Annotated in this window: 14 protein-coding genes; 4 read left to right on the forward strand and 10 right to left on the reverse strand. The window is 28.8% G+C overall.

Features of this window, described 5'->3' with window-relative positions; translation table 11 throughout:
- Nucleotides 1–12 precede the first annotated feature (12 nt).
- The 9 genes from ACQ3F0_RS21610 to larE form a co-directional block, all read right to left on the reverse strand.
- The gene (locus tag ACQ3F0_RS21610; RefSeq protein WP_428867803.1) at nucleotides 13–756 is read right to left on the reverse strand and encodes a sugar phosphate nucleotidyltransferase; all 744 of its coding nucleotides are present in this window, start codon (nucleotides 754–756) and stop codon (nucleotides 13–15) included.
- 317 nt (nucleotides 757–1,073) lie between these two features.
- On the reverse strand, nucleotides 1,074–2,516 hold the full coding sequence (locus tag ACQ3F0_RS21615; protein WP_428867804.1) for a lactate racemase domain-containing protein: 1,443 nt from the start codon (nucleotides 2,514–2,516) through the stop codon (nucleotides 1,074–1,076).
- Nucleotides 2,517–2,552: 36 nt separating this feature from the next.
- Nucleotides 2,553–3,389, reverse strand: coding sequence for an ATP-binding cassette domain-containing protein (locus ACQ3F0_RS21620; protein WP_428867805.1), 837 nt, complete (start codon nucleotides 3,387–3,389; stop codon nucleotides 2,553–2,555).
- Nucleotides 3,343–3,999 carry an energy-coupling factor transporter transmembrane component T family protein gene (locus ACQ3F0_RS21625; RefSeq protein ID WP_428867806.1) on the reverse strand — a complete coding sequence of 219 codons (657 nt, stop codon included), beginning with the start codon at nucleotides 3,997–3,999 and terminating at the stop codon, nucleotides 3,343–3,345. The genes ACQ3F0_RS21620 and ACQ3F0_RS21625 overlap by 47 nt, the downstream gene beginning before the upstream one ends.
- Nucleotides 3,992–4,297, reverse strand: a complete 306-nt coding sequence (locus ACQ3F0_RS21630; protein WP_428867807.1) for a PDGLE domain-containing protein — start codon at nucleotides 4,295–4,297, stop codon at nucleotides 3,992–3,994. The genes ACQ3F0_RS21625 and ACQ3F0_RS21630 overlap by 8 nt, the downstream gene beginning before the upstream one ends.
- Nucleotides 4,281–4,910 carry an energy-coupling factor ABC transporter permease gene (locus tag ACQ3F0_RS21635; protein ID WP_428867808.1) on the reverse strand — a complete coding sequence of 210 codons (630 nt, stop codon included), beginning with the start codon at nucleotides 4,908–4,910 and terminating at the stop codon, nucleotides 4,281–4,283. The genes ACQ3F0_RS21630 and ACQ3F0_RS21635 overlap by 17 nt, the downstream gene beginning before the upstream one ends.
- 245 nt (nucleotides 4,911–5,155) lie before the next feature.
- Nucleotides 5,156–6,211, reverse strand: coding sequence for a LacI family DNA-binding transcriptional regulator (locus ACQ3F0_RS21640; RefSeq protein ID WP_428867809.1), 1,056 nt, complete (start codon nucleotides 6,209–6,211; stop codon nucleotides 5,156–5,158).
- 142 nt (nucleotides 6,212–6,353) lie between these two features.
- Nucleotides 6,354–7,100 carry a nickel pincer cofactor biosynthesis protein LarB gene (larB, locus tag ACQ3F0_RS21645; protein ID WP_428867810.1) on the reverse strand — a complete coding sequence of 249 codons (747 nt, stop codon included), beginning with the start codon at nucleotides 7,098–7,100 and terminating at the stop codon, nucleotides 6,354–6,356.
- A 14-nt stretch (nucleotides 7,101–7,114) separates the two neighbouring features.
- Nucleotides 7,115–7,927 (reverse strand): ATP-dependent sacrificial sulfur transferase LarE, encoded by an 813-nt coding sequence (larE, locus tag ACQ3F0_RS21650; protein WP_428867811.1) that lies wholly within the window; start codon nucleotides 7,925–7,927, stop codon nucleotides 7,115–7,117.
- 320 nt (nucleotides 7,928–8,247) lie between these two features.
- On the opposite strand from larE, the gene ACQ3F0_RS21655 reads away from it, so the two are divergent.
- From ACQ3F0_RS21655 to ACQ3F0_RS21670, 4 genes are all read left to right on the forward strand, one after another.
- Nucleotides 8,248–9,009: a helix-turn-helix domain-containing protein gene (locus ACQ3F0_RS21655; protein WP_428867812.1), complete on the forward strand. Its 762-nt coding sequence runs from the start codon at nucleotides 8,248–8,250 to the stop codon at nucleotides 9,007–9,009.
- Nucleotides 9,010–9,123: 114 nt separating this feature from the next.
- Nucleotides 9,124–10,359, forward strand: coding sequence for a hypothetical protein (locus ACQ3F0_RS21660; protein ID WP_428867813.1), 1,236 nt, complete (start codon nucleotides 9,124–9,126; stop codon nucleotides 10,357–10,359).
- A gap of 191 nt (nucleotides 10,360–10,550) precedes the next feature.
- Nucleotides 10,551–12,350, forward strand: a complete 1,800-nt coding sequence (locus ACQ3F0_RS21665) for a sensor histidine kinase (RefSeq protein ID WP_428867814.1) — start codon at nucleotides 10,551–10,553, stop codon at nucleotides 12,348–12,350.
- 19 nt (nucleotides 12,351–12,369) lie between these two features.
- The gene (locus ACQ3F0_RS21670; RefSeq protein WP_428867815.1) at nucleotides 12,370–13,938 is read left to right on the forward strand and encodes a response regulator; all 1,569 of its coding nucleotides are present in this window, start codon (nucleotides 12,370–12,372) and stop codon (nucleotides 13,936–13,938) included.
- Between the two features lie 79 nt (nucleotides 13,939–14,017).
- Here ACQ3F0_RS21670 and ACQ3F0_RS21675 read toward each other — a convergent pair whose 3' ends face one another.
- A complete protein-coding gene (locus ACQ3F0_RS21675) occupies nucleotides 14,018–14,722 on the reverse strand; it encodes a sulfite exporter TauE/SafE family protein (RefSeq protein ID WP_428867872.1) in 705 nt (234 codons plus the stop codon).
- Between the last annotated feature and the right edge of the window lie 7 nt (nucleotides 14,723–14,729).

The raw sequence follows: 14,729 nt of genomic DNA on the forward strand, positions 1-14,729 counted from the left end.
CTAAAACTAAATTTATTTATTCCACTCCTGATTTGCTACTTGTAAATCTTTAGGTGTATCTATAGCATGCCAATATCCTTTATGTTTATATACAGCAAGCTCTTTTTCCTTTACTAAAGTTCTTAAAGGTTCTTCTTCAAATATGCACTTATCACCATCCAGATATCTAAAAATTTCTTTGTTTAGAATAAAAAATCCCCCATTAATATACCCATCTATTGAAGTCTTTTCACCAAAAGATGTTGCTAAACCTTTTTTGATATTTAAAATTCCATATTGACTTTTTCTTTCAACAGCCGTTAACGTAGCAATTTTTCCCTTTTTCTTATGATAATTATAAAGATTATCTATATTTATATCAGACAATCCGTCTCCATAAGTTAACATAAAAGTATCTTCATCAATAAACTCTTCAACTTTTTTGATTCTTCCACCTGTCATTGTGTCTAAACCTGTATCAATAAAAGTAATCTTCCATTTTTTAATATCTATATCTCCATAATAATCAATTTTGTCTTTTTCATAGTCTTTTATGAAATTGGAATTTTTCCATTTATAATCTATAAAATATTTTTTGATCTTATCTCCTCCATAACCTAAAGGGAGTATAAAATCATTATATCCAAATTTACTATAGCACTTCATAATATGCCATAATATTGGCTTGTCCTTAACTAATGCCATAGGTTTAGGAAGGTTGTTATTAGCCCCTCTCATTCGAAGACCTTTCCCTCCACATAAAATTACAACTTTCATATAATCACACTCACTTTTTAAAGTATAGTTTAATCAATGCACAGTTCACAATTATCAATTCACAAAATAGTTTATCTATACAATGCACCTACTGTTATTGTATGTAGTTTTATGTTCTCTTGTACCAACAAAATGCACTATAACCTATGAAATAAATCACTTATCGATTTATGTAAGTTAATATTTTACTACTTTCTCTTTTCTACAATCTTTCATAATATCCTAAAATCCTAAATAAAAAAACACTAAAAATCTATGGATATAGATTTCTAGTGTTTTTATTTAATTATTTATCATTTAATAATTTTAAATTTATGTTATATTCTTTCATCCCTCATCATTAAGTGTACTCCAGCAGTTCTAAAAGTTCTTGGCAATGCTAAAATATTAGGATTGTCTCCTACATATTTTCTTGCATCTTTCAATGCATCTTCAAAAGTTGCACGTGTTTTCATTCCCATTCCTCTAGCAAATCCTGGTTCGTACGCACCAACTATATATATTGCTGAACAATGCTTTTCTGCTATATGTCCACAAGATATCATTGAGAACCCATGGTATGGGTGATAACCATATCCATATCTATACTTATCTATATATTCTTTGTTCATTGATAATTGCTCACCGTATTTCTCTACATCTGGTAAAGTATAATTATAATCCTTTTGGAATAATTCATATATTTCTCTGTATGAAGGGAATTCTTCATCATGGAAATATCCATTACAAATTGATGAACAAATAACAACGCAATTATCATTCATAATTCTCTTATGTCTTATAATATTAGCTGAGATTGCTTGCAACATTAATAGTGGGTTTGTTCCATGACCATTTCCATAGTGGAAGTTTTGAGGCATTCCAAATACCATAACATCATATTTTTTCTCAGCCCAAGGAATAAAAGTTCTCTTATCTGCTACTTCCCAAGATATAGGTTGAATGACCTCTGCACATCCTGTAAAAACTGCAATTTGTCTCTGCTTCGTGTCTAATACTGCATCACATGTAAAGAATTTATTCCCCATTTTTTCTTCCATGTATTTACTAATTTGATCGAATTTTTGACGCATTAAACTTGTTTTCGTTACTGGAGTAAAGTCTTTTCTATGCATAACATGTGGAACGTGATGTGCTGCAATACATTTCCAATGTGTAATACCTGTAGCACTATGCTTATAGCCTCCTGAATATCCACCATAAGGGTTTCCAAGTGTATGTCCAATCAATACTGCCAAATCAGATTCATAAACATCTTTGTTCATAATAACATGGTCATAATTTTCATTATACCCTAAATCAACAAGGTTGTCCCAATCTTCACTATCATGATTAATTATTTGATTAGTATACCAGAACTCATTAAAAACTTTTTCTCCTAAAATACTTTTAATTTCTTCTTTTGTATTTTTTCTGTGTAATCCGTTACTACATATTAATTTTATATCCTTCTTTTCTACCCCAGCTTTCAAACATTCTTCAATTATTATAGGAATAGATATTTTTCTGTGAGAAGTTTCTTGGAAACCACCTTTAACTCTATCAGGGAATATAATAGTTACCTTTGATCCCTTTGATACCTGCTCTGATATTGGTTTAACTCCAATTGGATTTAAAATTGATTTTCTTGTTACTTCTACAAGTTTATCTTCTGGTATAATTTCTGGGTCAGCAACTGTTTCTCCTGGGATAAATACATCTGTATTATCCGGTAAAGTTGCCCCCATAAAGCCTTGACCATATTCAAATTGTAATTCCATAATTATTTCCTCCTCATTTTTTATTAAATATATGTATTAATTTTCATCTATACTTAAATATTCATTCCATATTATTTGATTTACCGCATCTTTCTGATTTACTGGTAATTCATTAAAATTAAATAATCCTGTTTTTTGAAATACTTTTGTCACAGTAGTCAAATCTATGTTAGCTTTTTTCACCAAATCCTTATCTAAAAGAATTCTTTTATTACCTTGTTTTAAAACTTCACCTTTATTCATTATGACTAACTCATCTGCCCATTCTACAGCGAAATCAATATTATGGGTGGTAATAATGATAGTATGACCTTTTGAATGTAATTCATCTAAAATTTCACATATTTTTTTCGTTGTGGCTGGATCAAGAAAAGCAATAGGTTCATCTAGGACAATTACATCAGGTTCCATAACTAACATACCTGCTATAGCTACTTTCTTTTTTTGTCCATAGCTTAAATGGAATGTATTTTTATTTAAAACTTCTTTTATTTGAAAAATATCAGCTATATAATTTATACGCCTTTCAATTTCTTCTTCTGGTAATCCCATATTATTAAGGCCAAATGCTAAATCCTCATATACAGTAGATGAAAATATCTGGTCATCTGGATCTTGAAACACTAATCCAACTTTTTGCCTTACATACCTCATAGTTTTTCTATTGATTTCCATATCCTCAATTAATACAAACCCCTTTTGGGGTAAATATACACCATTTAAATGTAGTAATAATGTTGATTTACCCGCTCCATTTGAGCCCAGTATTGCAATTTTTTTATTTTTATCAATAGCTAAAGAAACATCTTTTAAGGCTGGTGTTCCATCATCGTATTGAAATGCTAAATTCTTTATCTCCACTGCTCTGCTCAATTCGAATTTCTCCTTCAACTCTTGGCTTATCAAACTTCATTTCGTATCCTCTTGACTTCATAGCTGTATATATTCGATTGCTTCTTTCATATGATCTTACAAATAATATAGCTACCATTTGAGATATATCCTTTAAATCCTTAAAGTTTAAAAATCTCTTCTTTTTATATGCCCTAGATATTCTTGCCATATACATTCTACTTGCCTCTACTTTTAGCACTTTAATGTACCTAATATTGAATTCTATTACACTTAAGATTATGTTTGATACTTTTATTATTCTAAGAGCATTGAAAAATTTATTAATCTTTACACTATAAATCATTGTTATGCATGAAATTATTGAAATTAAAAATTTTATAGCTATTATTCCTGTATATAGCCATCCTTTAGTAAAAGGTAATGGTATTAATAGTACTCCTCCTCCAAAAACTAATGCATATTTTATTCTGCCAATAAAGTACTTTACTGGAACCTTTACTATTGCCATATTAATAAATAACAACACCAAAACAATCATCAATATTCTTGGATTACTAAGTGTAACTGAAAAAACTATACATAATAAATAAAAATAAACTTTTAATTCATCTCTATATTTCTTAATCATTTGCTGAACCATTCGATTTTTTTAGCAATGACGTAAACAATACAACAATTGAAGCAGTTATAATAACTCCTATAACACCTGCCAAAGCTGTTGATAAATATGGATTATCAAAACTTTTAATAGCATAATCTGGCATAATCTCAAACATATTATTTTTAACCAACTCAATAAACATGAGATCTTCTGCTACCCTTTCTAATCCATCTGGTTTTGCTGATGCAAAAGGAGATAAAATAGCTGCTATGAGCAGTGCAGCAACAAATATACTGACTACGTTTTTTTTAACTCTCAACACCATTTAAATTCCTTCTTTCTAATAGGTTATTGATAAAGCTATATGATAAACATGTAATAATACCTTCTCCAATGCCAATAATACAGTGCCAAAAAAACATCAAAGTTAAAACTTTTCCCAATTCATAAGTACCTGATATTTGCAATTCTAAAGAAATAATTACAGCTGATATAACTACCGATATCCAAGAAACAATAAATATTTTACTCTTTTCAAAACCATCAATTTTACTAAGGAATCTTTGAGCTAAATAAACTATTACCACAGGTAAAATAGCTATATTTAAAAGGTTTGCCCCAATAGCCATAATACCTCCATCTTGAAAAAAGAATGCTTGAACACCTACTACCCCTGTTAAGACAATAATTGCTTTTAAAGGTCCTAGTAGTATTGTTGCTAAAGCTGCACCCAGTAAATGCCCTGATGTTCCAAAGGCAATAGGGAAATTTATCATTTGAGCTGCAAAGATAAAAGCACTTACAACTCCCATTTGTGGAATATCTTTATCACTTATATTCTTTTTCAATTCTTTAACAACAAAACTTATAGATCCCACACTTAATATTCCAGCACCTACACATGATTTAATATCTAAAAAACCATCAGGAATATGCATAATCTCATCCTTTCAAATTAATATAGGTATAGATAAACTACTTAGTAGCTTTATTTATCAGTTTACGGTTGACAGTTAACAGTTCTCAGTAATGGATGATTTTCTTACAGAAAATCTTTTGATTTAATTAGAAGCTTTCACAAACATTGCCCCAATCGTTTGGATACAAGTTAAAACTTTAAGCAAAAATGAAATTTTTGCTTTTATGTTTATGAATTTTTATCTTAATAGATAAACTACTTCAACTATGATTTTATAAACTTACAGCTATCCCTTTCTATCAACTCAAAAGGTACATTTACTCGTACGGGAAAATCATGTCCATTTTCAATTTTATCAATTAATATTTTTACTGCAAACTTACCAAGTTCTTCTTTTGGAACCTTTATTGTTGTCAATGATGGTGTAACAAAAGCAGACATTTCTATGTCATCTAGTCCAATAACAGATATGTCATCTGGAATTTTGATGCCCTTTTCATTTAAAGCTTTCATAGCACCTATAGCAACAACATCATTCGCACAGTAGAAAGCTGTTGGTAATTTTTCTGATGCAGTATTTTCTAAATACCCTTTCATACCATTGTAGCCAGCTGTTGTTGAAAGTTCTACCCCAATAATATTTTTTTCATTAAATTCTAAGTTTCTTTTTTTCAAAGCAGTTTTATAACCCTCATACCTATGTTCATTAACAACATCTTCTTCTGAAGGAAGTGATCCTATGAATCCAATATTTTCATGACCTAAACTTACCAAATACTCTACAGCTTCTTGTGCACCTTTGTATCCATCACAAATAATTTCATCAAAACCTGCATCTACATAGTTAACTCCTGCGTACACAATATTTTTTATATTTTGCTTTAGAAATTTAAGTACATCTTCATTGAAACGACCTAAAATCACTGCTCCATCCACTGGATTTGAAGTTAAATTATTATAAAGAGCTGAGAATGACATATCACAAGATGAAAATGAATATCCTAGTACATATCCTCTCTTTGATACTTCCTCTTGAATACCTCTAGCTATTTGTGAGTAGAAAGGATCATTATAAGTATCTTGAGTAGAAGTAAAGATACATCCTATTGCTTTGGTAGGTAAACTAACCTCTTCTTCCTTACCTTTAATTAAATTTCTAGCATTTTGGTTAGGAACATATCCAAGCTCTCTAACTATTTTCCATATTTTATCTTGCGTTTCTTTGCTGGCAGGCTTCTTTGTATCATTATTAATAACTCTAGAAACAGTTGAAACTGATACATTAGCCTTTTGTGCTATTTCCTTTAAAGTAACTGTCATTAATATTTCTCCAATCTTCCAATTACATTTCCAATCGTTTGGATTTCTTTGTGCAATTATACCACAGCTAATTATGAGATGTCAATCTTCTAGTTTTAAGTGGTAAGTTATAAGTTATTGACACCTTTCGGTAAACCGAAAGCTAAATATTATTTATCATACTTGCCAAATATCCTGCGCCGAATCCATTATCAATATTTACAACACTAACACCACTTGCACAACTATTTAGCATAGCTAACAATGCGGACAATCCTCCAAAATTAGCTCCATATCCGATACTAGTTGGAATTGCTATAACAGGTTTATCAACCAAACCACCGAGCACACTGGCAAGAGCACCTTCCATACCAGCAGCCACAATTACAACTTTAGCGCCTCTTATTATTTCCAACTTATCAAATAATCTATGGATTCCAGCTACTCCAACATCTGAGATGGTTACAACCTTATTTCCTAGAATTTCAGCTGTTACGGCTGCTTCTTCAGCAACTGGCAAATCAGAAGTTCCAGCTGTTATAACTGCAATATATGTGTCCCTTTTCTCAATCTCTCTCTTCTTAACCACAATTGTTCTCGAAAACTTATTATAAATTGCCTCTGGACACACTTCCTTTACGGCATCGTACATCTCTTTACTTGCACGGGTTCCTAAAATATTTGTGTTTTTCGTCAGCATAAACTCTACTATTTTTTTGACTTGGTCAACAGTTTTACCTTCACAATAAATAACCTCAGGATAGCCTACTCTTATTTCTCTATGATTATCAATTTTTACAAATCCCAAATCTTTAAATGGGAGATCCTCAAGCTTGTTCATTGCCTCATCAATATTTACTTCTCCACCTTTAACTTTTTGCAGTAAATTTTTCAAATCATCTGAATTCATAATGTTAGCCTCCTCTATTTTTTATCTAAATCATTTATAGTTTCGTTTAGGCTGCCTACCCTATACCCTTGCAAATCCAAGGTGACATACTTAAAACCAAATTCCTTTAACTTACTAGATATTTTATCGAAAAGAACTTCATCAAAGAGACTCTTTCTCTTATTTCTATTTACTTCTATTCTTGCTAAATCACCATGGGATCGAACTCTTACCTCTCTAAATCCTAAAGTCATCATATATACTTCTGATTTTTCAATTCTTATTAGCTCTTCATCCTTTATTTCACTACCATAAGTAAGCCTAGATAAAAGGCATGCATATGCAGGTTTGTCCCAAGTTGGAAGATTTAATTCTTTTGATAATTCTCTTATTTCTGATTTAGTGAGTTCATTTTCTAACAATGGACTTTTTATTTGTAATTCTCTCAATGCTTTTATGCCAGGTCTGTAGTCTTTTGTATCATCTAAATTGGTTCCATCTAAAACATACTTTAATCCATTTTCTTTAGCATAATTCTTTATAGTTGAAAAGATACCTTTTTTGCATAAATAACATCTATCTTCTGGATTGAATTTTATAGCTTGATCTAATGAAACTTCTATAAATTCGTGCTTTGTATCCATATCCTCAATTAATTCTTTTGCTTCTGTAATTTCCCACTTTGGAATAAATGGTGATACTATTGTTACTGCAACTGCATTCCTGCCTAAAGCTTCTTCACATGCTTTTAATAAAAATGTACTATCTACTCCCCCTGAAAAGGCCACGACAACACTTTCTAATTCTTTTAAGTACTGTATCAAGTTATTATACTTAATGCTTTTCATTTGTTCCCTCCTAAGTTTATATTAGTGCACAGTCCATAATTCTCAATTATGAAGACCTTTCGATAAATTCAAAGCTTCTAATCAAAATTAAAGATAAAAAACTTAGAAAACAAAACCAATCCAATTCCATCATTATTTGTTCCAAACCTTTGGATTAATTTAATAATACCTTTTTTATTACTTAATGTCAATATCAATTGTCCTCTCTATGATATAATATAATAAATAAAAGCGTTACTTCTATAACAACAAAGCAAATTGATGAAAATTTCATACAATTAATTATGTCCCTTGAGTAAACGAAAGGAATGTTTGATAATATGGATAAACATATTCAAATAGATAAATTATTGTTATATGGACTATCACAATGTCAGCGTAACTGGTTTGTAGAAGAAGAATCCTGTACTTATCATAGAATATATTTTGTATATTCTGGTGATGCTGTATATGAAAGTGATATGGAGAAAATTACACTAAAAAAAGGATGTTTATATATATTCCCTATTTATAAAAAGTATAAGATTACTCATAACATAGAAAACCCTCTCAAGTGCCAGTGGTTTCATGTTACTTTAAGCGACTTATTATTTAATAACTTAATTGAAGATAAAATATATAAATATGAGATTAATGATAATTTACTTAAAGCTTTAGAAGGACTTGTAACTAAAAATAATGAAATTTATATAATTATCAATATATTAAATAGCTTGTTAGCATTAGTATTTAAAAATATAAATCTTCTGTTTATTGAAGATACGAGGATAAAAAAGATTATTGACTATATTTATTTAAACTACAATAAAAATCTAACCAACAGTGAACTTTCAAAAATTCTAAATATTGATACAAGATATTTTATTAGATTGTTTAGTAAATATGTAGGACAAACCCCACAAAAATATATATCCTATATTAGAGCTCTTGAGGCATCTAGATTATTAATTAATGGAGAACAAGTTAAGTTTGTTGCACGTAAAGTAGGCTTTACTGATACAAAGGCCTTTACAAGATTCTTTAAAAACCAAAAAAAAATAGCACCCTCACTATATAAAGAAAGTTACTTTAAGCAACCTTAAAGTAACTTTTAGTAGTTTATTAATATTTTTATACTCCTTATAATTAAAGTATCAAGAGGTACAAATAATACAGTTTTAAAACTGTATTAAATATATCTAAGGAGAAGATGAAGAATGAATAAAAAAGAAATGGAAATTCTGAGGAAATTAGGACGACAGTACGCTGAGATTATAGCCTCACCAGTCAATGATGCTAAAAAGAAGCTATGGCAATCTATAAATGATTTTAAAATGGAGAGACCAATGGTATTAATTGATCAAATACCTTGGCATGAGATGAATGTAAATGATGAACTCACACTAAAAACAGAAGATCCATTTTTACGTATTATTGAAAACAATATGCGCCAAACTATCTATAAGTGGAATCACATGAGAGCTGATATGGTAGTTGACCCATATATATCAATTCCAAGAGCAATTCAGAACACTGGCTTTGGTATTAAAGCAGATGAAGATATTTCAGTGAGTGATGAGGCAAATGATGTAGTTGGGCATAGCTATAATAATCAGTTGAAAACTGAAGAGGATATTCAAAAAATTAAAACTCCAATTATAAATGAAGATAAAAAATGTAGTAAAGAGCGTGAAGAAATGGCCAAGTTAATATTTGATGGTATCGTTCCAGTAAGAATGGAAGGGCATGTTCCTTCATTTGCTCTTTGGGATAAACTTGCTAAATGGATAGGACCTCAGAATGTATTATATGAAGTAATAGATAGACCAGAGTTTATTCATGCAATTATGGATCACTTTACAAAAGTTAATTTAGAAATGATAGACCAGTTAGAAGCAAAAGGATTATTGGATCCATTTATACCTTATACACATTGTTCTCATAACTATACAAAGGATCCGCTAACAAAAGATTTTAATCCAGATATGCCTAAAGCAAAGGATTGTTGGACAAGTGGTATGGCTCAAATATTTGTAAGTATTAGTCCTGCTTTACACCAAGAATTTGAGTTTAATTATGTAAAAAAGATATATGAGCGTTTTGGTGCTGTTTACTACGGATGTTGCGAGCCATTACACAATCGTCTTGATATGATTAAAGAAATACCTAATGTAAGAAAAATTTCTTGCAGTCCTTGGTGCGATATTGATATTGCAGCTGAAAAAATTGGTTCAGATTATGTAATATCCAATAAGCCAACACCAGCTAATCTTGCTACAGATAGAATGCAGTGGGATATTATTGAGGATGATATAAAGCATACTATGGATGCAGCACGCAGAAATAATTCACCATTAGAGTTTATATTAAAAGATATAAGTACTGTAAGGCATGAACCACAACGCTTATGGGAATGGGAAAAAAGGGTTATGAATTTAGTGAAGAGATGGTAAATTAGTTAAAGGGGTCTGAAGAATCTATTGATTGTTCAGACCCCTTTAATTAATTTTATGTTTTTTGTTCCAATCGTTTGGATTTTTATCAAATTTAATTGATTTTATTACATTTTGTCTATATAATATATACTATATGATATATTATACAATTATGTTTAAGCTTTCATTATGATAAAGAGGGTGTTGCCTTGATTAAAAAGCTCAGGAATTCTATACACTCATTAAAAATCAAAATACTTTTAATATTAATTCTTATAATAGTGATTCCATTTTTATTAGTTTCTTTTACTGTATATAAAAAATTAGAATCATTTTCCATTAACAAAGAAAGTCAATTGCTGCATAACAATTTAAAAATCACATCAAACCATATTGATGATATTCTTAATTCTGCAAAACACTCTTTTTATGCAGCATTATCGGATGAGGAATTCATTAATAAATTCCCTAAAATTGTTAATATTGATGAAGTAACTAGTTACTCAGACATATCAACAATTAATTATCTACATAGATATATTTATAATTATTCGCAAAATCAAAAATATGTTGAAAGTGTTTATTTATATAATATTAATAATAATGCCTTTTATACCTCCTCAGATATAAACTTCAATATATTCCGATATGATATACAAAATACAGATTGGTTTCAAAATTATAATCATGGAAGGAACGTAAATAAATGGACCATTTCAACCCCCGTAAACAACAATGACGATTCATATATAGTTTCATATTATAGTAAATTACGTTTATTCCAAAATAATTCCACTGGGATTATTTCAGTCAATATCTTAGAAAATATAATATATGATTTATTAAAAAATATAGATATGTCCGATAACACAAATATACATATAATTAGCAATGAAGGAAAAATAATTTCATCTACAAATCGAGAAATTATCAATAAGCATCAAAAAAACACTTACTTATCTAAACTAAATTTTAAGGAAGCTACTAAAAATAATTTTCATTTTGTAAATGTTTTAAATGGTGAAAATAAATTAATCACTTATTATAGCTCTCCTTATACTGGATGGACATATTTCTCCGAGACTCCATATAACACCATAGTTCAGGGAGCCTATACATCACGAATTTATATTTTATATTTATACTTATTTATAATATTCCTTTTATCAATTATAATTTTCATTATTGGTAAATTATTATATGCGCCAATAAACCAACTTTTTAATCATATGAAAAAAATTGAACAAGGTGATTTCACATTACAATTACCTATAAACAAACATGAAGAAATAAACTATATTTATGATAAGTTTAATGAAATGACCAAAAACATTAATACTCTTATTAACGATAATTATATACAACAAATTCAAAAACAAGAAACTGAAATAAAGTATGTTCAAACTCAAATAAACGAACACTTTTTATATAATACATTAGATTCTGTTTATTGGCTTGCACAACAAGAAGACAGCACAGACGCAAGTAATATGATATTATCTTTGTCTAGATTTTTTAGAATAAGCTTAAGTAATGGCAAAGATATTATAACTGTTGACGAGGTTGTTTCTATGTTGGATAATTATGTGAATATATTACTCTATCGTCACAAAGAAAAATATAAAATTATATTTGATATTGATGAAAACGTTAAACATCTTTATGTTCTGAAACATATTTTTCAACCTATAGTTGAAAATGCTATTATTCACGGAGTTGATAGAAGAAAATCTGGAGGATTGGTCTCCATTCAATTTATGAAAATTGCCAACTCTATTAGGTTTTGTGTTAAAGATAATGGTCCTGGAATGGATCAAAAGGATTTAGATAATATTAATTATTATTTTAAGAATGGGTTTCCAGATAATAATAAAAATTTCGCACTTAAAAATATATATACACAAGTCAAATTATTCTACAAAGAAAATTTTTATTTTAATATAGAAAGTAAAGAAGATGAAGAAACTATAGTAACTATCGAAATCCCTTTTATAAATAACGAAAATTAGTAGTAAAGGATGTGAAGATATGTATACAGCAATTATCATTGATGATGAAGAAATAATCAGAAATGGACTAATAAATAACTACAATTGGGACAAAGACAATATTGAAATAGTTGGGTCAGCTCCTGATGGAGATGAAGGATTTGAATTAATATGCGCTAAAGAGCCCGACATTGTATTGACTGACATAAAAATGCCAACTTTAAATGGCATTGAAATGATAAAACTTTTACACAACGCTAATTTATTCCCATATATTATTTTCATTTCTGGTTACAATGATTTTGAATATACTCGCCAAGCTATTAAACTGGGAGCATCTGATTATATTCTAAAACCATTTAATCCAGCAGATTTAGAAGAAACCTTAAAAGACTGTATAAAAAAGATTAAAAACGATAGAAAACAACTATTGCTAAAAGAACATACTGAAGCTGAAAAAATCATGACCCATATTTTCATAGATACTGAACCAGTCTTTCATAAAATACAATTGTCCAATTTATCAGATTGTAGAATTGTAGATAATAATGAATACTTTGTCCTTTCTATACTAGCAATTAACAATTTAGATAAATTTGATGAAATTATAAGTGAAGATATTAATTATTTTTCATATGTAGATAGTTACATAAAAGATAGTTTAATAAATAAGAAAATTGTAATCAATATTCCTGAAAAGAGGCAAATAGTATTTTTTCAAGTAGGTAATGACAAAGACTTCTTACTTAAACAAATAGCTGAAGAAGCTAAAACAATTACTACTAAGTTATATTCAAACTTAGGTCTTGACGCAGTAATAGGAATCAGTACTGCGCATAAAGAGATTTATGAATTAGAATTTTCATACCATGAAGCCATTAAATCATTAAGATATTATATATTTGACAACAATAGCTCTATAATTTCATATGAAAAACTCCCTAATATCTCATTACATTTTAACAAAGGTATTTTTGATAAGAAACTTATAAATCATATAAAATTAAAAGATACAGAAACATCACTTCATTTATTGGAAGAAGCTTTTAAATATTTTGTATATAACAAAGATGATATACCTCCATCTGAATTAAAACTTTATTGCATTAAAATATGCAATCGTTTAGAAACATTTTTTGAAAATACCGACATATCTTCAATAAATCAACCTAAAGAAGATTTTCCAAATAAAATAATCAATACAAAAAGCGTTAGAGATTTGTATAATATTATGAAACATCTCGTTATTAAAAATATCGAACATTTAAGTTTTCATAATAATATTAATGCTTCAATACAAAAGTCTTTAGAATATATACAAAAGAATTATTCTAAGCCTATAACATTACGTGAAGTCTCAAACAGTGTTTATTTAAGTGAATCAAGATTCAGTACTTTATTTTGCAAAACTACTGGACAACCTTTTTCCAAATACTTAGCACAATATAGAATTGACATGGCAAAAGATATCTTGAGAAAAAACAGATATATGAAGATTTATGAAGTTTGTGAAGCAGTTGGATATACTGATTCACGATATTTTAGTACTTTATTTAAAAAGCTAGAAGGTGTTACTCCATCACAATTTGTTAAAGCTTTATTTAAATGAAAAAAAAGAGAAAAGCAGTAGTTTAACTTAATCACTAAAGCTTTTCTCCTATTTAATTTATTATTATAATCTAGCCATATTACAAATTCAAAATCAAAAGTAATCCTAAAACTAACATCAATATGTTCACTGAAACATTCAAATTTTTATTATTTATTTTTCTGAAAATCTTCAATCCTATCATAGTACCTATTAAAGTTCCAATAATACCACTTAATGAAAGTTTCATAATACTTAAATCAATATTCCCATAAATAAAATGGGTAATAACTATCAGTAAGGAACGTAATAAAAAGCTAAATTCCAGAGTGGCTTTGTATGACATTTTGTCTTTAGCTCCATACAAATAATATACAACTAATGGTGGCCCTCCTACATTGAACATTCCACTCATTATACCGCTTAGCGAACCTGAAATTATTCCATTCTTTATATTAGTTTTTACTTTAATTTCTTTTTTACTATTTATAAATAAGAAAATCGAAATAATTATTATTGTAAATCCAAGCACTTTTTTTAAAATATTTTCATCACCAAAAACTAAAATATATACACCTATTGGTACAAAAACAAGTGAACATATCAGAGGAACTATTGCTAATTTATAATCAATGTGTTTTTTGAACTTAGTTAAAACATAAGCACCCATAAATAAAGTCTGCACCCCTGTAACAACTGCCGCAGCTTTTAGTGGCATAATAAATGGTAAAAAGAACATCACAAACATAGCAAACCCAAAACCTGAGAGTCCTTGAATCAATGAACCTCCCACACATATTAGCATTACATAA

This window comes from Clostridium sediminicola (assembly GCF_050402865.1).
GTDB classification, from domain to species: Bacteria; Bacillota; Clostridia; order Clostridiales; family Clostridiaceae; genus Clostridium_AF; species Clostridium_AF sediminicola.